Source organism: Micromonospora sp. NPDC005806 (assembly GCF_042871425.1).
Taxonomy (GTDB): domain Bacteria; phylum Actinomycetota; class Actinomycetes; order Mycobacteriales; family Micromonosporaceae; genus Micromonospora.
Map to the genome: position 1 here is coordinate 11,639 of NZ_JBIAIL010000054.1, position 23,815 is coordinate 35,453.

General features: G+C 70.1%; 21 protein-coding genes and 1 pseudogene. 7 read left to right on the forward strand and 15 right to left on the reverse strand.

Annotated elements, in window-relative coordinates; genetic code table 11:
* Position 1: 1 nt before the first annotated feature.
* Positions 2–2,065: a glycogen debranching N-terminal domain-containing protein gene (locus ACFYOS_RS32900; protein ID WP_387150105.1), complete on the forward strand. Its 2,064-nt coding sequence runs from the start codon at positions 2–4 to the stop codon at positions 2,063–2,065.
* A gap of 489 nt (positions 2,066–2,554) precedes the next feature.
* Here ACFYOS_RS32900 and ACFYOS_RS32905 read toward each other — a convergent pair whose 3' ends face one another.
* The gene (locus tag ACFYOS_RS32905) at positions 2,555–3,280 is read right to left on the reverse strand and encodes a helix-turn-helix transcriptional regulator (RefSeq protein ID WP_387150107.1); all 726 of its coding nucleotides are present in this window, start codon (positions 3,278–3,280) and stop codon (positions 2,555–2,557) included.
* A gap of 92 nt (positions 3,281–3,372) precedes the next feature.
* On the opposite strand from ACFYOS_RS32905, the gene ACFYOS_RS32910 reads away from it, so the two are divergent.
* Positions 3,373–3,612 carry a hypothetical protein gene (locus ACFYOS_RS32910; protein WP_387150109.1) on the forward strand — a complete coding sequence of 80 codons (240 nt, stop codon included), beginning with the start codon at positions 3,373–3,375 and terminating at the stop codon, positions 3,610–3,612.
* 124 nt (positions 3,613–3,736) lie between these two features.
* Here ACFYOS_RS32910 and ACFYOS_RS32915 read toward each other — a convergent pair whose 3' ends face one another.
* Positions 3,737–4,123, reverse strand: coding sequence for a replication initiator (locus ACFYOS_RS32915; RefSeq protein ID WP_387150111.1), 387 nt, complete (start codon positions 4,121–4,123; stop codon positions 3,737–3,739).
* A 302-nt stretch (positions 4,124–4,425) separates the two neighbouring features.
* Positions 4,426–4,903 (reverse strand): annotated as a pseudogene (locus ACFYOS_RS32920) (DUF2637 domain-containing protein); the annotation flags it as partial.
* Between the two features lie 283 nt (positions 4,904–5,186).
* On the opposite strand from ACFYOS_RS32920, the gene ACFYOS_RS32925 reads away from it, so the two are divergent.
* From ACFYOS_RS32925 to ACFYOS_RS32935, 3 genes are all read left to right on the forward strand, one after another.
* Complete coding sequence (locus ACFYOS_RS32925; RefSeq protein WP_387150113.1) at positions 5,187–5,426, forward strand: hypothetical protein; 240 nt, start codon at positions 5,187–5,189, stop codon at positions 5,424–5,426.
* Positions 5,427–5,491: 65 nt separating this feature from the next.
* Complete coding sequence (locus tag ACFYOS_RS32930; RefSeq protein ID WP_387150114.1) at positions 5,492–5,644, forward strand: hypothetical protein; 153 nt, start codon at positions 5,492–5,494, stop codon at positions 5,642–5,644.
* 53 nt (positions 5,645–5,697) lie between these two features.
* Complete coding sequence (locus ACFYOS_RS32935) at positions 5,698–7,743, forward strand: carboxypeptidase regulatory-like domain-containing protein (RefSeq protein WP_387150117.1); 2,046 nt, start codon at positions 5,698–5,700, stop codon at positions 7,741–7,743.
* A gap of 10 nt (positions 7,744–7,753) precedes the next feature.
* Here the strand turns inward: ACFYOS_RS32935 and ACFYOS_RS32940 are convergent, their stop codons facing one another.
* Positions 7,754–8,347 (reverse strand): GNAT family N-acetyltransferase, encoded by a 594-nt coding sequence (locus tag ACFYOS_RS32940; RefSeq protein ID WP_387150119.1) that lies wholly within the window; start codon positions 8,345–8,347, stop codon positions 7,754–7,756.
* A 123-nt stretch (positions 8,348–8,470) separates the two neighbouring features.
* On the opposite strand from ACFYOS_RS32940, the gene ACFYOS_RS32945 reads away from it, so the two are divergent.
* Positions 8,471–9,217, forward strand: coding sequence for a GNAT family N-acetyltransferase (locus ACFYOS_RS32945; protein ID WP_387150122.1), 747 nt, complete (start codon positions 8,471–8,473; stop codon positions 9,215–9,217).
* 12 nt (positions 9,218–9,229) lie between these two features.
* On the opposite strand, the gene ACFYOS_RS32950 is transcribed toward ACFYOS_RS32945, so the two are convergent.
* From ACFYOS_RS32950 to ACFYOS_RS33000, 11 genes are all read right to left on the reverse strand, one after another.
* Positions 9,230–9,823, reverse strand: coding sequence for a hypothetical protein (locus ACFYOS_RS32950; RefSeq protein ID WP_387150123.1), 594 nt, complete (start codon positions 9,821–9,823; stop codon positions 9,230–9,232).
* Positions 9,824–9,828: 5 nt separating this feature from the next.
* On the reverse strand, positions 9,829–10,494 hold the full coding sequence (locus ACFYOS_RS32955) for an EndoU domain-containing protein (RefSeq protein WP_387150125.1): 666 nt from the start codon (positions 10,492–10,494) through the stop codon (positions 9,829–9,831).
* Positions 10,495–10,648: 154 nt separating this feature from the next.
* A complete protein-coding gene (locus tag ACFYOS_RS32960; RefSeq protein WP_387150128.1) occupies positions 10,649–11,350 on the reverse strand; it encodes a WXG100 family type VII secretion target in 702 nt (233 codons plus the stop codon).
* Complete coding sequence (locus tag ACFYOS_RS32965; protein WP_387150130.1) at positions 11,347–11,676, reverse strand: type VII secretion target; 330 nt, start codon at positions 11,674–11,676, stop codon at positions 11,347–11,349. The genes ACFYOS_RS32960 and ACFYOS_RS32965 overlap by 4 nt, the downstream gene beginning before the upstream one ends.
* 5 nt (positions 11,677–11,681) lie before the next feature.
* On the reverse strand, positions 11,682–12,119 hold the full coding sequence (locus ACFYOS_RS32970; RefSeq protein WP_387150132.1) for a YbaB/EbfC family nucleoid-associated protein: 438 nt from the start codon (positions 12,117–12,119) through the stop codon (positions 11,682–11,684).
* A 166-nt stretch (positions 12,120–12,285) separates the two neighbouring features.
* Positions 12,286–15,387 (reverse strand): FG-GAP repeat domain-containing protein, encoded by a 3,102-nt coding sequence (locus tag ACFYOS_RS32975; protein ID WP_387150135.1) that lies wholly within the window; start codon positions 15,385–15,387, stop codon positions 12,286–12,288.
* Positions 15,388–15,549: 162 nt separating this feature from the next.
* The gene (locus ACFYOS_RS32980; protein WP_387150138.1) at positions 15,550–18,675 is read right to left on the reverse strand and encodes an FG-GAP repeat domain-containing protein; all 3,126 of its coding nucleotides are present in this window, start codon (positions 18,673–18,675) and stop codon (positions 15,550–15,552) included.
* Positions 18,676–18,759: 84 nt separating this feature from the next.
* Complete coding sequence (argS, locus tag ACFYOS_RS32985; protein WP_387150141.1) at positions 18,760–20,478, reverse strand: arginine--tRNA ligase; 1,719 nt, start codon at positions 20,476–20,478, stop codon at positions 18,760–18,762.
* A gap of 285 nt (positions 20,479–20,763) precedes the next feature.
* Entirely contained in the window at positions 20,764–21,822 is a 1,059-nt protein-coding gene (gene trpS, locus ACFYOS_RS32990; protein WP_387150144.1) for a tryptophan--tRNA ligase, read from the reverse strand.
* 97 nt (positions 21,823–21,919) lie between these two features.
* Positions 21,920–22,087: a hypothetical protein gene (locus tag ACFYOS_RS32995; RefSeq protein ID WP_387150147.1), complete on the reverse strand. Its 168-nt coding sequence runs from the start codon at positions 22,085–22,087 to the stop codon at positions 21,920–21,922.
* 87 nt (positions 22,088–22,174) lie between these two features.
* Positions 22,175–22,621, reverse strand: a complete 447-nt coding sequence (locus tag ACFYOS_RS33000; RefSeq protein WP_387150149.1) for a PRC-barrel domain-containing protein — start codon at positions 22,619–22,621, stop codon at positions 22,175–22,177.
* Between the two features lie 347 nt (positions 22,622–22,968).
* Between ACFYOS_RS33000 and ACFYOS_RS33005 the strand changes: the two genes are divergently transcribed.
* Positions 22,969–23,226, forward strand: a complete 258-nt coding sequence (locus tag ACFYOS_RS33005; RefSeq protein ID WP_387150152.1) for an SCO4848 family membrane protein — start codon at positions 22,969–22,971, stop codon at positions 23,224–23,226.
* The last annotated feature ends 589 nt before the right edge of the window (positions 23,227–23,815 follow it).

Below are 23,815 nucleotides of genomic sequence, written 5' to 3' on the forward strand. Positions count from 1 at the left end.
CATGGGTGACGGCCAGGTTAGGATCCTGGACGGTAACACCTTCGTGATCAGCGACGGGTCTGGTGACATCCAAGCGTCGCCCGCCGACCCGAGCGGACTGTTCTCATTTGACACGCGCTTCCTGTCGAAGTGGGTGCTGACTATCAACGGCGAGCAACTCAATCCGCTCTCCGTTGACGAACTGCACTACTTTCAGACCCGCTTCTTCCTCGTCCCAGGACCCGCAAGGGTTTACATCGACGCCAAATTGTCGGTGATCCGCCAACGCACGGTCGCGAAAGGCTTCTCGGAAGAACTCACTCTTCTCAACCTCGACAGGAATCCCGTCGACATCACCCTCCGCATCGAGGTGGGCAACGACTTCGCCGACATCTTCGACGTCAAGAGTGCCACCGTGAAAAAGGTGGGGAAGTACTATACGCGGGTCGAGAACGGAGACCTGTTGCTCGGCTACGAACGGGAGGCGTTCCGCCGCGAGACACACGTCTCATCGACCGCAACCGCTCAGACCGACGAGCGCGGTCTGACGTTCGCCGTCCACCTTGATCCGCATGGTCATTGGGATACCACACTTCGCGTCGTCCCCCGAATCCTCGCGCCCGGTGGCGGGGACCTGCTGCCACGAGTGCATCAGGCGCGATCGCACATGGACCTGGAGTTGACGGACTGGCTCAGGCGCGCACCGCGCCTGGAGTGTGACTGGGCCCCGCTGAAGGACGTCTACCAACGGAGCCTCGTCGACCTCGCCGCGCTGCGCTACGCTCCGCTCGTCGCACGAGGCCGCAGCTTGCCCGCCGCTGGCCTCCCCTGGTTCATGACCCTATTCGGCCGCGACAGCATCTTCACTAGCCTGCAGGTGCTGCCGTTCGAGCCGGAGTTCGCCGCGACGACCCTGCGCTCGCTCGCCATATGGCAGGGAACCCGAGTGGACGACTTCCGCGATGAGGATCCCGGACGCATGCCGCACGAGCTGCGCTACGGAGAGACGATCGCCTTCGAAGAGCAACCACACTCCCCGTACTTCGGCACTGCCGATGCCACCCCGCTGTTCGTCGTGCTGCTCGACGAGTACGAGCGCTGGACCGGTGACATCGAGCTGGTGCGCGAACTCGAGTTCGTGACCCGCTTCGCGCTCGCTTGGATCGACGATCACGCCGACCTGATGGGCAACGGTTACATCTCCTACCAGCGTCGTACGGAGTCCGGCCTGGAGAACCAGTGCTGGAAGGACTCCTGGGACTCGATCTCCTACCACGACGGCCGGCTGCCCGGTTTGCCCCGGGCGACCTGCGAGCTGCAGGGCTACGCGTACGACGCCAAGATACGCGGCGCCCGCCTGGCGCGTCGGGTCTGGAACGATCCGGCATACGCCGACAAGCTGGAGCACGAGGCGGCCGACCTCAAGCGTCGCTTTGACCGCGACTTCTGGATCGAGAACGGTCAGTACTTTGCCCTCGCCCTCGACGCTGACGGCAAACAGGTCGACGCACTGTCGTCGAACATCGGCCACCTGCTGTGGAGCGGCATCGTCGACCCCGAGAAGGCAAAGGCCATCGCGGGGCACCTGCTCGGTCCACGGCTGTTCTCCGGCTGGGGTGTGCGGACGCTGGCTGTGGGCGAGGGGCGGTACAACCCGGTTGGCTACCACGTCGGTACGGTGTGGCCGTTCGACAACTCGTTCATCGCCTGGGGCCTGCGACGCTACGGCTACGAAGCCGAGGCGGCGCGCATCGCCGCCGGCATCCTCGATGCGGCCGTCTTCTTCGATGGGCGGCTGCCGGAAGCGTTCGGGGGGTTCGACCGGCCGCTGACGAGGTACCCGGTCCTGTACCCCACCGCATGCAGCCCGCAGGCATGGTCGTCTGGCGCGCCTTTGTTGTTGATCCGGACGATGCTGGGCCTGGAGCCGTTGGACAACAATCTGGTGGTGAACCCGGCGCTGCCAACGAACATCGGCCACATGCAGTTGCTCGACATCCCCGGGCGGTGGGGCCTCGCCGACGCCCTTGGACGCGGGCCGGTCCAGGCCGACAGGCAGGAGGGCCTGCGCCCTCAACTTAGTTAGTCGAATTCGACGTCGTCGGTGCAGCTGCGGTGATCGATGCCAGCACCCTGCCGACTTATCATAGTTCCGTCTGGATGAACCGGACAGCTTGCCTGCGCCGCGCGGCACCACACCACGACCGAGACCAGCCGCTACGGCACCCCGCGCCTGCAGCTGGGACCGGCTGTACCCACGGCCGACCCGCCGCACTTGCTGGATCGACGACGACAGCGACCGCCGGTCATCGAAGGCACCCTGATCCGCCTGCAGGTCGAGCACCTGCCCGGTGACCGTGACCCCAAACCGATGTCGCTGTGGTGCTCGCCCACCGGCGCCACCGCCGTCGATGTGGACCGCTGGTGGCGGTCCTTCCTACGCCGCTTCGACCTTGAACGCACGTTCCGCTGTTCAAATACACCCTCGGCAGGACCCGCCCGAAGATCCGCACCCGCAGGACGCTGGACCTGGCTGATCATCGCCGCCAGACGAATCTCGACCCAGCTTGCGGCCTCAGCCGCGGATCTTGACGCAGCAGAAGCCAGGCTGCGGCGCGAGTTCCACACTCAGTCTCCGGAGGTCAAGTCCGTCGATGACGCCGCCGATGAGGGAGAGGTTCATGCCGCAAGTAAGGTCAGTATGCTTTGCCGCCAACCGGTCGAACGGGCAGTTCGCCAGGCGGATCTCCCGGTCGGAGATACGCGGTTCGTAGCCATGACGAGCCAGCACGCGCGCTGCACGTACCAAGTCGTGGTGAACACGACCCGTGCCGACCGCCGAGGCGACGCCTGGAGCGGCAACCTTGCTCTCGCCCCTAGCCGCCGCGGCGATGCGCCGGCCCTCCTCCTCTGCTGCGTCTCGCACCGCGTCCGCGATCGGGACATCGTCGCCCGACGACCGGTCGATGGCCGTCGCGAGCACCTCACCGGCAAGGTCATAGCGACGCTCGGGCAAGGAGACCGAAAGCTGCCGGGATGAGCGCCGATAGAGCTTCGATGGGCGACCCGCTCCCGGGCCAGTCCTGCCCGACAGCCGGCGGAACTCCACGTCGAGCAGGCCCTCCTCCACCAGCCGGTCGAGGTGGAATTTCACCGAGTGCAACGGCAGGTCGACCGCCTTCGCCGCCTGCTCGCGGCTGACGGCGTCGGGCTGTGCCGCGACGTACAGGTAAAGCGCGCGACGGGCAGGCTCCAACAGCGCACCGACCCCAGCGACCTGCTCGGCAAGCTCGTCCGACACGACCAGTCCTTTCTAAAAGAGAAACCTATTGACGAAATCTCGGCCTCGGCTCTACGGTCGAGACTACTCTCTTTTAGAGTCAGGAGGTCGTCATGATCCACACGCGCTTCTCCGCATCATCTGCGACACCGGTCGCCGCGAAAGACGCCGCTCGTCAGGCATTCCTCCTCCTACGCACGGTCTTCACCGTCGCCCCTATCCTCTTCGGCCTGGACAAGTTCTTCGGGTTGCTCACCAACTGGGAGGAGTACCTCGCCCCCTGGATCAACGACATCATGCCCGGTGACGCGCACCAGGCGATGCTCGCGGCGCGCCCCGCATGTTCGACGTGATCATTGCCGGGTGCGGGCCGACTGGTGCGATGCTGGCCGCCGAACTGCGGCTGCACGATGTGCGGGTACTCGTCCTAGAGAAGGAAACCGAGCCCGTGTCGTTCGTCCGCATAGTTAGTGGTGATCATTCGATCCTGCTGACGCCTCGACGATCAGGCCCACGAAAGCAGCAATACATAGCCGGAATGATCAAAACGCCCAGTGAGTGCGTGTTTGAGAAGGTCGGATGTGGACGGTGTGGCGGCGCGGCTTGCTTGGTGAGGTACTTGGTGATGTAGCCGACGCACCGGTCAGCGTCTTTGGTGCCGGCGAGGACGCCCTTGGCGTCGACCTGGAGGCCGAACCGGACGACGTGCACGGGTTCGGCGTCGGGGTCGTCGTCGACCAGGTCCAGGGCGTCATGCCAGGACGGCAGAAGCCGGCCGGTGGTCGGGTCGGTGTAACCGGCGGCATCGGCGTCCCATTGCGGGCGTTGCCCGGTTCGTAGACCCGGACGTCGACCGGCGGCCACCACGCCTGGTGATAGGTGGCGGCGGCCACCTGGCGGACGAGGGCGCGCGGGATGGTGCCTCGTTGACCGGCTTGAAGCTGTCCAGGTCCAACACGACGACCCACGGCCGGACGGCGGCGAGCTGGGTCCAGGCGTCGGCGAGGCCAGCGCGGTTGGCGAGGCCGGTCAACGGGTCGCGCAGGGCGGCGCGTTGCAGCGCGGCCAGCTCTTAGCGGGCGACGTAGAGGCAGTATCGGTCCCAGCAGAACAGGACCAGCGCGCCGACGAGGATGAGGCCGGAGGCGATGGCGTCGCTCATCGGGTCACCTCCCCGACCAGCGGGACGCCGTTGCGCGGGTGAACGCGGCTGGCGAGACCGGGGCCACCGGGGTCGGGCGGGCCGGCTCCACCGGGACCAGGGCAACAGGCTCAGGGACGGCCGGCGCGGTGACGGGCTGCGGTGCCTGCCGGGCGGGTGAGGCGGGTTCCTTGACCGGCGCGGCCGGGGCCGGGGCGTCGGCGTTCGGGGTGGGGTTGGTGGTGAGGACGAGCTTGGACAGGCCGATGAAGGCGAGGGCCGGCACGGTGGACAGCAGCCACCCGGACAGGCCCGGCTTGGCCACGGCGAGCTGCGCGGCCAGGGACAGCGCGACAGCGGCGACGAGCAGGAACATCGGGTACCCCGATCGGCCCACCGTTGCGCTTGCGGCCGATCGTGAGCAGGGCGGCGGTGGGGATGAGTTCGGAGATGACGGCGTTGGCCCAGCCGAACCATTCCCCGGTGCCGGGCGGGCTCGCGCGGGACGTGCCGGTTCCGGTGTGCCGTCGTTGTCCTGGGTCAGGGGGCCATGACCTCTTGGGCGTCCGCTGCCAGCACGACAACTTCGGCGATCTTGCTCGTAAGAGATATTCGATCTTGTGAAGCCGGGGCACCACAACTGCCTTTGACTCTGGCTGTCGGGGTCAACCGAGGCCGCGAGAGACCGCCCACGTGCCATCTCCTGCCGCAGTCAGCCAGCCAGATCAGCCCTTGCCGGAGCCTGCCCTGGTCGTGAGTATGAGTTCACCTCACGAAGGAGTGCTGATGCCGACCCCCCGCAAGCATCCCGTGGAACAACCCGTCTTCCGGTCGCTGATGTTGACCTCACTCTTCCTGGGCGTCGTGCTTCTCATCCTCAATGAACCGCCTTCGAACGGGTTTGTGGGCGTCGCGGCGCTGATGCTGCTCGCCGTCTTCGTCGTCTCCTTCGGCCTCTATTGGCTCGCGTGGCTGCCCAGAGAACATGAACTGTGGCGCGAGGGACGTCAGGGCCAAGGGGAGTAAGACGGGGCACCGCCTCCATCACGGGCGGTAGTCCTAGCGGCTGCACACGGCCGCCGGGGCTGCCCATGCTGCCCCTGGTGCACCACCCGGACGTGCTGGTCTTCGACAGGAACCTGATCGGGGTCGTGCCCAGCCCGCTCTCCGACGAGGCCTTCGCCGCGGCGATTTCACCCGATCCGGCGAGGGACGGCGAGTGTTGCGGCCCCTCGCTAGGCTGACGAGCCAACCCGGGTTCCTGACACATCCTCACTCCTCTTACGCGGGGGAAGTCATGAGCAGATCAATGCTGCGCCGGTTCGGCGCACTGCTGCTGGGTGTCACTCTGGCCCTGACCGGGCTGGCCGCGCCCGCCCAGGCGGCAGACACAGGATCCATCACGGGCCGGCTGACCGACGGTGGAGCCGCGGTCACCACCGGCGGCTCCGTCTACCTCTACGGCGACGACGTCGACCACTGGGATTACGCGAGTCTCGACGACCAGGGCCGTTACGCGTTCGACGCGGTCCCTCCGGGCAGGTACCGGGTGAACTTCGAGGCCTGGGGCCACCCGACGCAGTTCGCCTACGGCAAGACCGACTGGTCGTCGGCGAATCTCATCACCGTGACGGCTGGCGGCGCGACGGTAGTCGATGACGAGTTGCTGCCGGTCGGCACGATCGCCGGGCGGTTGGTCGATCGGACCGGTGCCCCGGTGCAGTTCGCGTCCGTCAGCGCCGAGACCGTCGATTACAGCAGCTCCGGCTACGGCAGCACGGATCCGGACGGCAACTTCACCATCCAGGTCGTGCCGGGCAGTTACCGCGTCCGGTTCGACGTGGGCGCGTTCAGCCAGTTCGCGTACGGCACGCTGGACCCCGACGCCGCGGCCGTCTTCGCGGTCACTGTGGGCGGCACGGTGACGGTCAACGACACCCTGGTTCCCACCGGCACCATGGCGGGCCGCTTCACCGACTCGTCCGGCGCGCCGCTGTCCGGCGTGGACGTCTACGTCAGCAACGGCCAGTTCTTCGGCAGTGCCCAGACCGACGAGGACGGCCGCTACCGGCTCGACCAGGTACCGGTCGGCACGAACTACACCGTCGAGTTCTCCAGCACGGCGCTGTTCCTGCAGCAGTACGCCTACGGCACGGTGGACCCGTCGGCGGCGGCCCGGTTCGCCGTCACCGAGGGGCAGACCACCACGGTCGACGACCAGAAGCTGCCGACGGGCAGCGTCCGCCTCACCGCCGTGGACTCGCGTACGGGTCAGCCGATCCTGAACTTCACCTCCAGCATCGGCCTGGACGCGCGTGACACCGAGAACGGTGAGGTCATCTACCCGACCGTCCCCATCGGCACCCACGAGATCTGGGCCGACGCCTCGGGCTACTCCTTCGATGGGGCTTCCGTGACGGTCGTCGCCGGCCAGCAGGCCGACGTCAGGCTGGTCATGGAGCCGCTGGCGCGCATCACCGCCACCGTGGTGGACGCCAAGACCGGCGCGCCGCTGGCCGGCGTGTGCATCGTCCCGGTGCGCGTCGACGAGGTCCGGATGCCGGACGGCTGTGACCAGGTCACCGACGCGAACGGCAAGATCACCCAGATGATCTGGAAGGGTGCGGGCACGTACCAGCTGCTGGCCTGGCCGGACCAGGCCGACGGTTACGGCGCCCAGTGGGTCGGTCCGCGTGGCGGCACCGGCGACCTGCGGCTCGCCACGCAGTTCGCCGTGGAGTCCGGTGAGACGGTCACGCCGCCGATCATCCGGATGGATCGCGCGGGTGTCATCGCCGGTCAGGTCTTCGGGCCGGACGGTGCCGCGCTGTCCAACGGAGCCGTCCGGATCGCCGGCGAGCCGGTCGGCCTGGGCGGCGGCTTCGGTGCCTCTGGCATCGGCGCCGAGGGCCGCTACCGGATCGACAAGCTCGGCCCGTACGAGTGGCCGCTCCTGTTCGACGTGGCCGGGCAGGCCACGCAGTGGAGCGGCGGCGAGGCCAACCGCGACCGGGCCGACCGGATCACGGTCGTTGCGGGCGGCACCACCACCTACGACTACCGGCTTGAGGCCGGGGTCACGGTGACGGTGGCGAGCACCACGCCGTTCAGCGGGTATGTGGTTGCCCGCAACGCCGACACCGGTGACATCGCCGGTACGTGGTCGATCTCCGAACCGAACGCCGGCGTCGCCAGGCAGGTCATCGGCGAGCAGCACATCCGGTTCGAGTACTACCCGAGCGAGGGCGGCCGCAGGTTCGTCGGTGGCGAGGACTTCGCCTCGGCGACCAATTACAAGATCCACAAGCACAAGGACGAGGCGTTCGAGCTCACGCTCGGCTGAGCGCAGCAGATCAAGGGCCGGCTTCCCGTGACGGGAGACCGGCCCTTGATCGTTCTGAGCGGCGCGCCGTCGCGTGTCCCTGGAGCTTGATCCAGTAACGCCGCACGGTCCCGAGTTCGGTGTCCCGGACGTCCTCCAGGACACCGCCGTGGCGCTCGATCGTCTTCGCCGAGGCGACATTGCCGGCCTCGCAGGTGACCAGCACCCGGTCCAGGTCGAGCGCCCGTGCCTCGCCGAGCATCCGGCCCAGCGCCCAGGTGGCCAGCCCGCGCCGGCGCGCGGACGGGCGGATGCCGTAGCCGATGTGGCCGCCGATCCGCAGCAGATAGTCGTTGAGCTCGTGCCGCAGCGCGATCCCGCCGAGCACCCGGTCGCCCTCGACGATCCACCGGTACGTGCAACGCACCCGGCCGGCCGCCAGCGGCTTCGCCGGATCCGACTCGTCAGCCAGCCGGGCCACCCAGGCCGCGAACCCGGCCGGCGAGCCCACCTCGTCGGACGCCCGGAGTCCGAAACCGTCCTCGTGGGCTCCGGGACCCCACTCCGCATGCGCCTCGAGCCAGGCGGCGTGCAGGCGTACGGCGGGCGCGATCAGGTCGGGCACGCGGCGACGATAGCGGCTCCCATCGCGGAGTGCGGGGAATGGTCTTGCCGGCGAAGGGGTTCCGCTGCCAAGATCCGCCGGGTGACGACACGCAAGAGACTACTGGCCCTCCACGATCAGCAGGTGCGAGGCACGATCGCCACCCGGTTGCCGAGGACCTGGACCCCGTCGTGGGACGGTCCTGTCCTGCGGGTCGAGACCCCGTCGGGCGGGTTCGTGTTCGCCCAGGATCTCGACGAGCTGAGCGTGGAGGAGCTGGACGCTCTCATCAGCCGGGTACGGAAGTTGTTCGCGGAACGCGCCCAGCAGGTCGAGTGGAAGACCTACCGCCACGATCGGCACGATCTGACCGAGCGACTCCGGTTGGCCGGGTTCGAGCCCGAGGCGGAGGAGACCGTCGTGGTCGGTCTGGTGTCCGACCTGATCGCTGCCGGCGAGGCTCCGGAGGGCGTGACCGTCCGCGCCACCACGGACCCGGCAGACCTACGTCGGATCGCCGCCATGGAGTCCGAGGTCTGGGGCAGGGACTTCTCCTGGATGGCGGACGACCTGGCCAGCCGCATCGAGTCGGCCCCGGACAACATCGTGATCCTGGTCGCGGAAGCCGGCGGCGAGGTCGTCTCCGCCGCGTGGTTGGTGGTCGTCCCCGGCACTCAGTTCGGTGCCCTGTGGGGTGGATCGACCCTCGCCAGGTGGCGTCGGAAGGGCATCTATCGAGCCCTGGTCGCTCAGCGCGCGCAGCGCGCCGCCCGTCGGGGCCTCACGTATCTGATGGTCGACGCGTCCGCCGACAGCTGTCCGATCCTGCGCCGGCTGGGCATGCACGAGGTCAGCACCACCACCCCCTGGGTGTGGACGCCGAACGCCTGAGTCAGCAGGCCGTCAGGCGGTCCAGACCGGGTGCGCGGCGGCCAACGCGGCGGCCTGATACGGCGCCAGCGCGGCATCCTCGGCGACCACTTCCAGTGGCCACTTCTCCCTCAGATCGGTCCACAGCACGGCAGTCAGGCCCGAGAACGTCTTGAGCTCGTCCGCGCCCTCGGCCACCCGCACCACGTAGACCCAGGTCGCACCGTCCGGTGCGCCATCGAGTGGGTCCCGCCAGGCACGGTGCAGGCGCTGAGCGCCCTCCCGCATGGCGTAGGCGGGCAGGAGGCTGTCCGCCCGGGACGGGTCGGGAGCGCCCGCCGGGCCCCTCGGGCTGAAGCGGTACGCCAGTGGCGGCGCCTCGGCGATGACCGGCACGTCGAGCAGGTCCGGGGTGTCGGGCTCGTAGAGGAACGAGCGGATCAGGTCCTGTTCTTCGCGGGTGATCCCGACGCCCTGGTACGCCAGATTGCCAAGGAGCGTCCCGTCGGCCAGGTACCACTCGCCGGCGGCGTAGTGCTCGCGCACCGTACCCAGAACGTCGTCGGAGAGCCGGCCCGCGAGCCGCGCGCACACCTCGGTGATCGTCGCGTAGGTCTTCGCATCCATGGCACTCACTTCTTGTAATCGCCGAGCACTGTCGTGGTGACGTTCCCCTGGGCATCCTGGACGACTCTGATGATCTTGTTGCCCTTCGGGCCCTCCCACGTCCAGCTTCCGTCACCGCCGACGTCGGGGTGACTGTAGCGGGGCGGGTTGCCCATGGGCACGCCCTTCGGGGCGGGGTTCGGCGCGGACGGATTGGTGATGACGCCCGGGTCGCTGCCGTACGGCGGGTAGGCGGTCCGGATCTCGCCGTTGGCTAGCACCGTCGTCTTGACCCGGACACCATCGACCTGGCCCTCGTAGTCGTAGGCCCAAGCCCAGTTCCCGTCGGCATCCTTGGTCAGGTACGGCCCCTTGGCCGGCGGCCCCTGCTGCGTCACGCGGTGCGCGGCGTCGAGGATCTGCGGATCGTCCCAGTCCTTCGGAAACTCCGTCTTCTTCGAGTAGCCAGTGCCGGCGCGATGGCCGCCCTGCCGGCCCCCGTCGCCATCGAGGATGTGCTCTCTCGATGCGTCGCTGTGGTGGATGTCGGACGCCTTGGGCGCAGCCGTCGGCGCGGGCGGCCGGGTCGAGGTGTTCGGCTTGTTGGAACCCGGCGAGTTGTTGCCCTGGCCGCCACCGCCGGGCCGCCCCTGTTGTGCCTGCGTCGCGACGGTGGCCTGGGCGGCACTCACGTTCTTCGGTACGTGCGCGGTGCCGTGCGGCCGCCCGGACGGCCCGTTCCCACCGTTGCCGTTTCCCTGTGGATGGGACGGATTCCCGCCGCCGCTGTTCCCGCCGCCGCTGTTCCCGCTGCCGTGCGGCGTTTTTGGTCTCGCCATCGTCGGGTCAGCCGTCCAGGAGCTTCGAGAGGTTGGTCAGGCTGGTGATCAGAGCCATGACGTAGGTCAGGATGCGCCCGGCCCACTTGACGACGGCTGCGGCGATCTGCGCGGCGATCACCGGGATGGTGACGACGAAGATGGCCTCCACCGCCCACACGATGACCCGCGCCACCAGGTCGGCGATGAGGTCACGCACGATGTCGCGGGTGAACATCACCAGGTTCCCGGCGGCCTGGGTGGCGGCCGCCATCGCCGCGGAGATTCCGCCGAGCCCGTTGATCGCCTCCACGTTGTGTTCCATCAGGTTGTGGTACGCCGTGGCGGCCCGCCCCTGCCAGTGCGGCATGTCCCCCTCGACGAAGGACTTGAGGTCGGCGGCCATGCCCTGCAGCGCGGCGGCCATGTTGTCCCAGGTGGCCGCATGGGAGGCGACCACGTCGGGCATGCCGGTGAGTTCGTCGAGGACCTGCCGCAGCGGCTCGAAGTACTCCATCGCCCAGCCCAGCCCGTTGGCCAGCAGCGCGCTGAAGGGATCCATGACGGAGGCGGCGACCTCGATACCGAACGCCGCGCCCGCGATCAGGTCGTCGACCCAACCCTCACTGTGGATGGCGTCGACCAGTCCCTGGAAGCTGTCGGCCAGGGCCGCCCCGGTCCATGGCTTGCGGGTCGACTGGACGTCGGCGATCAGCGACGTGTCGGTCATTGCGCCGACCTCGCCAGCCCGCCACCCGCCTTGCGGATCGTGTCGTCGGCGTCGAGGTCGGCGTTGTCGTAGTTGTCGGCGGTCTTGCGAAGTCCCTGCACGACCAACGACAGGTTCTCCTCCACGTACGCGATGAGTTCGTCCTGCCGGTTGTGCCGGCCCTCGAGGACCGCCGAGATCCACCCGCAGAGCAGCCCGTACGCCGAGTCGTCCTGCGCGATGTGCGCGCTGGCGGTCTTGATCGCGTCGAAGCGCCCCCGCAGCGTGTCGACGTTGCGGGCGTGCGCGCGGATCTGCTCCGCGTCGACCTCGAAGCCGTCGGCCACCGCCCTCACCACCGCCCGTACTGGTCGTCGGACCCGTCCGCGGCGGGGTCGGCATCGCGCAGCTGCTGCGCCACCCGCTCGGCGATCGCGCGCGCCGCCGCCGATTCGGTGCCCACGGTGTCGGCAATGATCTCCTGCGAGTGGTCGGCCAGCTGCCGCCTGGCCTCATGAATCGTGTCCATGATCGTCCTGGCGACGACCTCGGGTGCGGCCCGGTGGATCCGTTGCCCCAGCCGCAGGTCGACCAGGGCCCCTACGGAGTCCACGGTGACCTCCGTCAAGCCGTTGCCATCGGCGACCGTGACCCGCAGCTCCCGCAGACGGTCACTCATCGCCTTGGTGTCGGCCGCGAGCTGGTCGATCCGACCCTTCCACGCCGCGAGCCGCTCCACTGCGCCGTCCGGGTCCAGCAGGTCTCCCCCGCCCGACACGCCGACCGCCATGTGTCCCCTCGGTCACTAATCGTGATCTTCGATGCCGAGGAAGATTAACACAGGCACCGTCCGTCCGGCGTCCACATCGGATCGCGCGCCGACTGACCCGCTGACGGCGCCCGGAACGCGACCGCCCCGGACACCGAGGCGTCCGGGGCGGTCGGGTGTGGAGCGGTCAGACGACCCTCGCAAAGCCGTTCCACCCCGAGCCTCGCTGTACCCGGGAGGCGAAGGTGCCGTCGCCGCGCCCGGCGTAGAACCAGAGCAGGCCGTTGGCGTCCCGCGCCAGCAGGTCGTGCCGGCCGTCCTGGTTCAGGTCGCCGATGGCCAGAACGGTGTTGTAGATGTTCCAGCCGGCGCTGACCTTTACCCGGCTGGAGAAGTGGCGCGCCCCGTCGCTGAAGTAGCGGTACATCACCCCGGCGGCGTCGATGCCGAGCAGGTCGCCGTTGCCGTCGCCGTTGAGATCGCCGGCACCCACGACCTTCGGGTAGACGCCCCAACCCGAACCGATCTGCACCCGGGTGCTGAAGCCCCCGCCGCCGTTGGCGGTGTAGAGCCAGAGCTTGCCGTCGGTCCCGACGCCCAGCAGGTCGGGTCGCCGGTCGCCGTTCAGGTCACCGGGTGCGACCAGCAGCCGGTACGCCAGCCAGCCGCGGCCCAGCGTGATCGACTTGGTGGTGCTCTTCGGGAATCCGTTGCGCCCGGTGCCCAGGAACACCCGCAGATAGCCCACCTTGTCCACGACCAGCAGGTCCGGCATCCCGTCCTCGTCGAGGTCGCCGAACGGCACCAGGGTGGCGACCCCGGCGGTGCCGGTGCAGCTCAGGCACCATGTGTCGGTGTCCCCGAGGTTGCTGAGTCCGCCGGCGGGCTCGGTGCCCGGCGCCTGCCCGTACCAGCGGCCCACGCCGGTGGAGCGCACGCCGAGCAGCGCCTGACCGCCGTAGCAGTCCCAGGTGCGGAACGGGAAGGTGCCGCAGGTGGAGAGCACGGTGCCGGAGCCGATCGTGACGGTGGCCCCGGCGTCGGACGTGCCGGTGACGGTCCACCGGTAGCCGCCGTTGTCGGCCATCCTGAACTCCGGGAGCCAGCCGTTCCAGGAGACGTGGACACCCTCGCGCACCGGGCCGCCGGAGGCGATCGGGAACGTGCGGCCGGTGGCCTTGTGCGTGATGGTGGCCCGCCAGGAGGAAACCGGACGGGTGAACTTGAGGTAGGCGTTCCACAGCACGTCGTGCCGCGGGTACGTCTCCCGGCCGACCGAGGAGAACCCGACGGCTGGCGGGGTGGAGGGCACCCCGCTGTCGAGCACGTGCACCGCGTTGGCGGCGTCCACGTACGCCACCCCGGCGCCCGCCCGGTCCACGGTCCAGCTGATGCCGCGGTCGTCTGCCGGCGCGCCCACCGGGAGGTCCGCCAGCTTCACCGCCGTGCGCACGGTGCCGTCGTGGAAGTCGGTCATCAACAGGCTCTTGCCGTCGGCGTCGTGGCGCACCAGGAACCCGTCGCCGAGCAGCGCCGGCCCGGCCGGCAGGGTGATGTTCCGGTTCGCCGTCAGGTCGTACACCCCGGCCGCCGTCCCGCCGCAGGACCAGTACAGCCAGCGCGTGCTGGCCTGGAGTTCGGTCGGCACGCAGGCGACCCCGGTGGAGACGACGCGCTGGGTGGCGTTGGCGCCGAGCCCGACCTGCTTGAGCTGGCCGGGGGTGGTCGTCGCCGTCCAGACGGTGTCGTACCAGACGGCCGCGCCGGTGATCGGGCCGGTCAGCTCGACCCGGCGGGACGGCATGTCGACGACGTACTGGACGGCCGGCGAACCGCCGTCGACGATCGCGTACCGCTCATCGGAGTCGACGAGCCGTCCGTATGCGGTCGGCACCGGCGTGGCGTGGTCCGTGGCCAGGCGTCCGACGACCGCCGTCTCGCCGCTCGGCCCGTGGGTGACGTACGTCGGCCCTTCCGACCCGTCGAGCATCCGGACGCAGGCGACCTGCGGGGCGCAGGGCGCGGTGTTGGCGGAGAGCGTCCCGGCCACCGGGAAGAGTTGCCTGGCGTAGTCGCCCGATCCGTCGTCGGCGGCGACCGCGTGGTTGTACAGCGCGTACTGGGTGGCGCCGGAGACCGCCACCTGGGTCTGGAGGTGGGCGACGATGCCGTGCCGGTAGCTGAGCGCCGCGTTGCCGACCGGGTCGCGCACCGGCAGCACCGGCACGTGGGCCGGCGCGGCGTCCGTCGGGGTGAACCGGTGCACCGCCCAGTCGCGGGAGCTGCTGCCGCCGACGAGCAGGGCGCTGCCGTCCGGCCCCTGGACGATCGACTCGTTGAGCAGCGAGGCCAGGGGCAGCGCGGGCTCCTGGGTGGTGCCGCCGAGCGGCACGGTGACGGCCAGCCCCTGCTGCTTGCCGTTGCGCTTGTCGACAACGCCGAGCACCCGGTCGCCGACCAGCGCGTACCGCTGCGCGGTCCCCACGTTGGCGGTCCGGACGGTGGTTTCCGTGCCGGTCAGCAGGCCCTTGCGGGAGTACGCGTGCACCGTTCCGTCGTGACTGATCCAGGCCACCGTGTCGCCGGAGACCTTGAAGTTGTTCACCTCGTTGAGGTCGACGTCGGGGATCTGCACGATCCGGGCGCTCGCCAGGTCGAGCACACCCCACCACAGGCCGTCCATGGTGGACATCTCGAGCACCATCGAGGTGCCGTCGTCGGCGAGTGGCTCGGTGGTGAGGGCGATCTCACCGCTCGGCAGGCCGGTGACGGGACGGCTGGCGACCACGCTCCCGTCCGTCCCGACGGTACGCAGCTCCAGCTTGGTGCCCTGCCGGACCACCAGCTCCCGGCCCTGCACGGCGAACAGGCTGCCGTCGGTCGGCCGCGGCCACTGTTCCCAGCTCCGGTCGCCCAGGTCGAGCACGTTGACGGTGGCGTTGACCGGGTGGCCGGGCACCGACTGCCAGATCGAGATCGTGTCCCCGCCGGCCGGGCGCAGCGCGGTGGAGCTCAGCCCGGTCAGCTCCTCCACCACCATCGTCTCGCCGGTGTCGTACCGGGTCCAGAGGTAGTTCTTGGCGGCGTTGTGCTGGTGCAGGAAACCGGTCTTGCCGGCGAGCCACAACCGCTCCATGGGCAGGGCGGTCGGCTCGTCCTGCGGGATGACCGTCACCTCGCGCGGTGCGGTCGACGGGTCGGCGACGGCCGGGGTCCCCGGCACGACGAGCAGGGAGAGCGCCAGCGACGCGGTGCACGCGAGAGCGCCGGCGGACAGACTGCGGCCCACAGAGGTCCTCCTGGGATCAGGGCTGCACGTAGATCTTGAGAGGCTAACCGCCCGGCGGCGACCGGGTGTGCCGCCGAACGGTTGACCCCGTCACAGCCGTTGGCCGGACAGGGGGAAGCCCGGGTGCCGCAGCTACGGCACCCGGGCTTCCCGTGGCTCGGATCAGAAGAGGGCCTTGTAGGCGTTGAAGCCCGTGCCCTTCTGCACCCGGGGGACGAAGGTGCCGTTGCCGCGCCCGGCGTAGAACCAGATCACGCCCTTGGCGTCCCGGCCCAGCAGGTCGTTGCGGCCGTCCCCGTTGAGGTCACCGATCGGGAGGACCGTGTTGTAGATGGTCCACCCCGAACCGACCTTCACCCGTGAGGTGAAGTGCCCCTTGCCGTCGCTGAAGTAGCGGTAGAGGCCGCCGGTGCTGTCGATGCCCAGCAGGTCGCCGTTGCGGTCGCCGTTCAGGTCACCGCCGATGACCTTGGGGTAGACGTCCCAACCAGAGCCGATCTGCACCCGGGTGTTGAAGCCGCCCCGGCCGGTCGCCGTGTAGAGCCACAGCTTGCCGGTGGTGTCGATGGCCAGCAGGTCGTCCCGGCCGTCGCGGTTCATGTCACCGGGGGCGACGAGCAGCCGGTACGCCATCCAGCCCTTGCCCATCTTGATGGACTTCGTGGCCTCCCTGGCGTAGTCGGGCTGACCGATCCCCAGATACGCCCACAGGTAACCGTACCCGTCCCGGACCAGCAGGTCGGGCATCCCGTCCCCGTTGAAGTCGCCGAACGGCACGATCGCCGAGTCGCGGGCGCCCCCAACGCAGGCCAGGCACCAGTTCTCGGTGTACCCGTTGTCGACCAACCGCCCGGCGGGTATGGCACCGTACGGCTCGCCGTACCAGTGGCCCTCGTTGTTGGACTTGACCGCGAGGAACGCCGGACCGCCGTAGCAGCTCACGCTCCGGAACGAGAACGTGCCGCAGACGACGCGCAGCGTGCCGGTGGCGAGGGTGGCGGCGGCTCCGCCGTCGGTCGTCGTCCCGGTGACCTTCCACAGGTACGTGTCGTTCACCGCCGGCTGACCCGAGGCCAGCCGACCGTTCCAGCTGGTGTACAACGCGGTGCGGGTCGGACCGCCGGAGCTGGTGGCGACCACCTCACCGGTGGTCTTGCGGGTGATCGTCAGCTGCCACGACTGGAGTGGCCGGCTCGGCAGGATCTGCCGGGTCCAGTACTGCTGCCAGTCGGTCGCCCGCGGGTACGACCAGTCGTTGCCGGCGGCGCTGCCCGCGGTGGCCGGGGTGGACGGCACCCCGCTGTCCAGCAGGTGCACCGCGTTGTCCGCGTCGACGTACGCGACCCCGCTGCCGTACCGGTCAACGGTCCAGCTGATCCCACGGCCGTCCGCCGGGGTGCCGACCGGCAGGTCGGCCAGCTTGACCGGATCCTGGAGCGTGCCGTCATGGAAGTCGGACAGGCGCAGGGTGCCCGTGTCGGGGTCGTGCCGGACCAGGAAGCCGTCGCCCAGCAGCGCCGGGCCGCTGGGCACCTGGAGGTTGCGGTTGAGCGTGCGGTCGTAGACGCCGGCCGGACCGTCCGCCCCGCACGTCCAGTAGATCCAGCGGACGCTCGTCTGCAGCTCGGTGGCCTGGCAGCTCGCGCCGGTGGACACGGTCACCACGGTCCCCGAGTTGGTCAGTGACTCCGACTGCAGCGATCCGGGCGCCACCGCCGTCCAGAGGGTGTCGAACCAGAGCGCCGTGCCGGTGACCGGCCCGGTCCGGACCACGTTGGAGTGCCCCACGTCGACCACGTACTGCGTTCCGGCGGTGGCGTCGGCGACGATCGCCCAGGAGCTGCTGGTGTCCACGACCCGCCCGCCCCTGCTGGGCAGCGGCACGGTGACCACGCCAGTGTTCGCCGCCTGGTACGTCCGGAGGGTGTCGGTGGTGGCGCTGGAGAGCAGGTACACCGCTCCGTACCCGTTGCCGTCGACGATGCGCAGGCACGCGACACCGGTCGCGCAGGACGCCGCGTTGGCCGGCAGCACTTCCGGGGCCGGGCCGACCGTGTCGTCCGGCACCTGGGTGTGGTTGTAGACGACGTACCGGTTGCTGCCGTCCGTCGGGGTCACCTGCGTCTGCACGTGCCGGACCAGCCCCCGGTCATATGTGAGGCCGGCGTTGTGCTGCGGGTCCACGACCGACAGGACGACCTTGTCCGTCGGGGCCTGCCCCGGCTCCGCGGTGTAGCGGTGCACCGACCAGTCGGCCGGCCCGGAGCCGCCGACCACCAGCGCGGTGCCGTCCGGGCCCTGGAGGACGGCCGTAATCCCGTAGTCGGTCTGCGGCAGCAGCGTCGTGGCGTCGCCGCCCGCGTCGGGGACCGACATCGTGGGGAACCACTCGCCGGTGTTGGTCGCCTGGTCCTTGGCGCCGATCATGTTGTCGCCCACCGCGGCTGCCCGGAGAATGCCTGGCAGCTGCACCGTGCGGGCCGTCCCGGCGGTCCCGGCGAGCAGCTCTGCCCGCGAGTGAATGTGGTAGGTCCCGGGCAGCGACGTCGACGCCCAGGCGATGGTGTCGCCGGAGACCTGCCAGATCTGGTTGGCGCCGATCGCGTCCGGGATGTCCACCACGGAGCCGGAGGCGACGTCGAGCAGCAGGTGGCGGTAGACGTCGGTCTGGTAGGGCACCACCAGGACGCCGTCGCTGCCCGTTCCGTTGTTGCTGACATAGACGGCGCCCTCGGGGAGCCCGGTGATCACCGTCGTGTCGGTGAGGGTGCCGTCGGTACCGAAGGTGCGCCGCTCCAGGATCAGCTTGGGCAGGGTGAGCCCCATCTTGGCGAGGACCATCGACTGCCCGTACGCCCCTACGACCATGTTGCCGGCGGGGAGCCCCCACTGCTGCCAGGTCTGCGCGGCGAAGTCGAAGACTGTCACCGTGCCAGGGGCCGGTAGCTGGGGCACCTGGTTGATGAACAGGACGCTGTCGTCCCCGGCCCGTCGGATGTTGGTCCAGCGGACCCCGGCGAGTTCCTTGACCACGACGGTCTGGCCGGTGTCGTAGCGGGTCCAGAGGTAGCCGCCGCTGCCCTGGTTGTGGGAGTGCAGGAAGCCGGTCTTACCGGCGAAGTAGACGGACTCGTGCGCCCGCACGGTCGGCGCGTCCTGCGGGATGACGGTCACCTCGCGAGGTGCCGTGGATGTTTCGGCGAGCGCCGGCGTGGCCGGCGCGGACAGGACGCCGAGCGCCAGGGACAGGGTGGTCCCCAGGGCGCCGGCGGTGAGAATGCGGCCCACCGTTCCTCCTGGGATCGGGCTGCGAGATGACCGGAGCGTACGCCGCCGTATCGACGTTGGTGTGCCGCCGAACGGCTGATTCGGTCACAGCCGCTCCGGCGTGCGGATCCCCAGTAGATACAGCCCCTGCCGCAGCACCCGCGCGGTCAGGTCGCAGAGCACCAGCCGGCTGTCCCGGACCGGCCCGTCGGCCCGCAGTACCGGGCAGCGCTCGTAGAAGGCGCTGAACGCGGCGGCGAGCCGGTACAGGTAGGCGGACAGGTGGTGGAACTCCAGGCTCCGCTCCGCCTCGGCGATCACCGCCCCGAAGCCGACCAGCTCGAACGCGAGCGCCCGCTCGGCCGGCTCGGCCAGGCTGATCCCCGCGTCCGGCCGCGCCGCCACCCCGGCCCGCCGGAAGATCGACCGGATCCGCGAGTACGCGTACTGGAGGTAGGGCGCGGTGTTGCCGTCCAGCGACAGCATCCGCTCCCAGTCCAGCACGTAGTCCTTGTGCCGGTCGCTGGACAGGTCGGCGTACTTGACCGCGCCGATGCCGACCGCCCGGCCCACCTCGGCCGCCTCCGCCTCGGCCAGCTCCGGGTTCCGCTCCCGGGCCAGCGCGGTGGCCCGGGCCACCGCCTCCTCGAGCAGGCCGACCAGCTTCACCGACTCGCCGGCCCGGCTGCGCAGCATCCGTCCGTCCGGCCCGAGGATCGAGCCGAACCCGACGTGCTCCGCCCGGGCCGGCGGGACCAGCCAGCCGGCCTGCGCCGCCGCCGCGTACACCATCTCGAAGTGCCGCCGCTGCGGGAGCCCGACCACGTAGAGCAGCCGGGTGGCGCCCAGCGTCCCGGTCCGGTGCCGGACCGCGGCCAGGTCGGTCGCCGGGTAGCCGTACCCGCCGTCGGACTTGCGCACGATCAGCGGCAGCGGCGCGCCGTCCCGGCCCACCGACCCGGGCGGGAAGACGCACGCCGCGCCCGCACTCTCCCGGAGCAGCCCGAGCCGGTCCAGGTCCTCGACCACCGGGGCGAGCAGGTCGTTGTAGCTGCTCTCGCCGTGGAAGTCCCGCTCGGTCAGGGTCACGTCGAGCAGGTCGTAGACGGTCAGGAAGTAGCGCTCGGACTGCTCGACCAGCAGCCGCCACAACCGCAGTGTCGCGGCGTCGCCGCCCTGCAACGCCACCACCCGCCGCCGGGACCGCTCGCGGAACGCCTCGTCGGCGTCGAACTTGGCCCGGGCCGCCTTGTAGAAGGAGTCCAGGTCACCCATGGAGAGCTCCTGCGCCGCCTCGGCCTCGCCCAGGTCGACCAGGTGCTCGATCAGCATGCCGAACGGCGTACCCCAGTCGCCCAGGTGGTTGGCCCGGACCACCCGGTGCCCCAGCCAGGCCAGCAGCCGGGCCGCCGCGTCGCCGATCACCGTCGAGCGCAGATGCCCGATGTGCATCTCCTTCGCCACGTTCGGCGCCGAGTAGTCGACCACCACGGTCTCCGGGTCGGCCACCACCGGGACCCCGAGCCGCGGGTCGGCGGCCAGCGCGGAGACCAGCCCACCCAGCACGCCGTCGGCGACCGTCAGGTTGAGGAAGCCCGGCCCGGAGACCTCCGCCACGGCGCACAGGTCGGCCAGCTCCGCGCGGTCCAGCACCTCCGCGGCGATCTCGCGGGGCGGCCGGCCGAGCCGCCGGGCCAGCGCCAGCGCCGCATCGGACTGGAAGTCCGCGCGCTGCGAGCGCCGTACCACCGGGTCCACCGGCCCACCGGCCACCGTCGAGAACGCCGGCGCCAGCCGGTCGGTCAGCAGTTTTTCCAGATCCATGGGTACGCCGATCTCGCTCGGATCCGCCTCGCGCGGACCTCCGGACTCTGGATGCGGGCGGACCGAGGACGATCGGCGATGACCGGCGGCTCGATCCGCCGGTCGCAAGAGAAAAGTGCTCAGCGCAGGCGGTCGCGGGACCGCCGGCGTCGCAGCGCGCCGACCCGAACGTCGGGGGACGTCGGCTGGAGGGCGTGCGAGCTGGTCACGCGAGCAGCCTAACCGGCCGGCCCGGGGACGGCGCAAGGCCATATCCCGGACCGGCCGGCCGGCGTACGCGGATCGTCAGGCCGGCGTGGCGACGGCCTTGCGGTAGCGCTCGGCCCGTCGCCGCACCTGGGTGTACGCGCTGGTCAGGCCCATCGCCCGGCGGACCTCGACGAGCGTGCGGTGCACCTCGGCCCGGGTCCGTTCGGTGCCCTGGAAGATCAGCTCGTCGACCAGGCCGCTCGTGGCCTCGAACCGGGCCCGTCGCTCCCGGACCGGGTCGAGGAACCGGTTGAGCACGACCGCCAGCGCCTCCTTGACCTCGACGTCACCGACCCGGCCGGCCCGGTAGCGCGCCTTCAGCTCCTCGACCTGCGCCCGGTCCGGGTTGAACACGTCGTGGTACGCGAACACCGGGTTCCCCTCCACCGTCCCGGGCACGTCGGCGCGGACCCGGTTCGGGTCGGTGTACATCCCCATCACCTTGCGGCGCACCGTGGCCGCGTCGTCGGAGAGCGCGATGGCATTTCCCCGACTCTTGCTCATCTTGCCCGAGCCGTCGGTGCCGACCAGGGTGGGCGTCTCGGACATGATCATCTCGGGCACCGGGAAAACCTCGCCGTACAGGTGGTTGAAGCGCCGGGCGATCTCCCGGGTCACCTCGACGTGCGCCGCGTTGTCCTTGCCCACCGGGACGACCTGTCCCTTCACGCAGAGGATGTCGGCGGCCTGGAGGACGGGGTACCCGAGCAGCCCGTACGGCATCTCGTCCTTGCCGGCGTCCCGGGCCATCTCCTTGAGCGACGGGACGCGCTCCAGCCGGGGCACGGTGATCAGGTTCTGGAAGAGGGTGTTCAGGTCGCCTACCTCGGGGATCGCCGACTGGAGGTAGAAGGTGGCCCGCTCCGGCTCGACGCCGGCGGCGAGGATGTCGGTGACCATCTCCCGGGCGTTGCGGGAGACCTGCTCGATGTCCTGCCGGCTGTTCCTGGTGGTGAGCATGTGCAGGTCGGCGATGATGAAGAAGCTCTGGTACCGCTGGTGCAGCTTGACCCGGTTGGCGATGCTGCCGACGTAGTGACCCAGGTGCAGCCGACCGGTCGGACGGTCGCCGGTGAGCATGCGTGAAGCGGACATGGTGGTACGCCTTTCGTGCCGAGAAAGAAGCGGTGGAAGGACGCGCGGGCGCGCGGAAGCGACCCGGGGGTGTGCCCGGATCAGTGGAGTCGGCTCGTCAGAGCGCGAACCGCCATCGCCCGCCGGCGCGGAACCGCAACCCACCGGCACGGAGTACGTCGAGGATCTGCTCCCGGCCGTCGTCGGCACGGGCCGGGAGAACCGGAGCGGCAGCCACCGGGAGACCGTCGACGGTCTCCGGGGCGCAGGTGCTCGGCCGGACCATGCCTGACACGGTAGCCGCTCGCCCGCCCTCGTGGCTGCACCTGCGCCACCGGACCGCTCTCCGGGGGCGCTGCCCGTCCGGCTCCGCTCAGTGCCGCCGGTAGCTCTCGGCGTAGTAGCTGCCCACCTCGTCCCGGTACGCGGGCCGGCCGAAGTCGTCCGGGTCGAAGGCCGGCGAGTCCTTCACCTGGTCCCGGTGCGTGTCCACGTGCACCACCCGGTCCAGGTGGTCGACCCGGGCGACCGTGCCGGCCGGCAGCAGCACCTTCTTGCCGAAGATCCAGGGTCCGGTGTCCACCACCAGGTACCCGGCGCCGGCCTCCTCGCTCGCCTGGTCGACCGCCCCGATCCGGCCGTCGGTCGCCTCCACCCGGTAACCGGTGAGGTCGATCGGGGTGCCCGGGCCGGGGGCGTCCGGGCCGCCGTCCGCGGTGCCGTCCGTCCGCTGCCGTGGCACGTCCTCCGGGCTGGTCTGGTCGTAGCCGCCGGCGAGGGCGGACGGATCCCGCCAGATCCACGGATTGAACGGCTGCATGGCACACCTCCGCTGTCGTCGTGTCGCCGACGGAAACAGTGCCCGCGGCCCGAATGGCGGAAACACCGCGACAAGGCGGTCACCCGTTTCTGAACGACTGCGCTGGGCTGGGCTGACGTACCGGCCGGAGCTGGTCGACGAGGACGAGGAGCGGTCCCTGCGGACCACCCTCGAGGCGCTCGACTTCCGCGAGGTCCGGATGCACGGGCAGACGTTCGGGCCGACCGTACCGTCCCCGGCTGATCCCGGTGTCCGGGCGCCTCGGAACCGCTCCGTACGGTGCTGACCTGCGTCGACGTTCCCCGCCGCAGGTCCGGCCGAGTGCCGCGCTGGCATACTGGCCAGCCATGGTGCTCTCGCGTGGCTGGTCGCTGTTCCTGCTCGGCGTCGGGGTCTGGACCTGGGTGATCTGGCCGAGGTTCGCGGTCGCCATCTGGAACGACCCGCGTTCCTGGTCGACGGGCATCGTCGGTGAGGGCGGCGGCACCGGCTTCCTCTGGGTGCACGCTCTGCTGATCGCGGCCTCGCTCGCGATCGGTACGACCGTCGGAATCCTCGGCGCCAGGGGCTGGCTGGCGGCTCGTCGGGGGCGTCCCGGTGCCTGACCGCCGGATGGCCTCGTCGCGGCCGGCGCCTCCGCAGACCTTCCGGAGTTGCTCGGCTTCCCCGTCCCGTGCCGCTGAGCAGGAAAGATAGCCGCGCGATGATGATGTGACGCGGGACGCCGCCCGCGGATTTGACGTTCAATCCCGCAGACGCGTAACTTTCTCTCTGCCAGCGCGGAACGGGGCAAACGGGACGAAAGCCCGGGAGCGCCGAACCGGGGCTGGCACCGGGTCAGAACCGGGGCATGGCCCTGGGAAGGCCCGGTCCGGGCGGGGCTCGCCAAAACGCCGCAGGGCGGATTTGGCAGAGCGGAACCGACCGGGTAAGGTTGTCGACCGGCAGGGCACCGGGCGAGCTTGCGGGAGACCGCAGCGGCCGGCCTGCCAAATCCGATGATCAAGCGCGGCGGTTCGCTGCTGCGCGGTTCAGCGGCGCCGACCCGTACGAAGCATGACAGACCGCGACACACGGTTTGACACGGCGAAGACGGTGAGGTAACGTAGTAAAAGTGCCCGGCGCGAGAGCGGCGGGTGTGGTTGGACGAAATGCCCCGGATGGGGGTCCTCCTGGTGGGGGGTTTCCGGATGG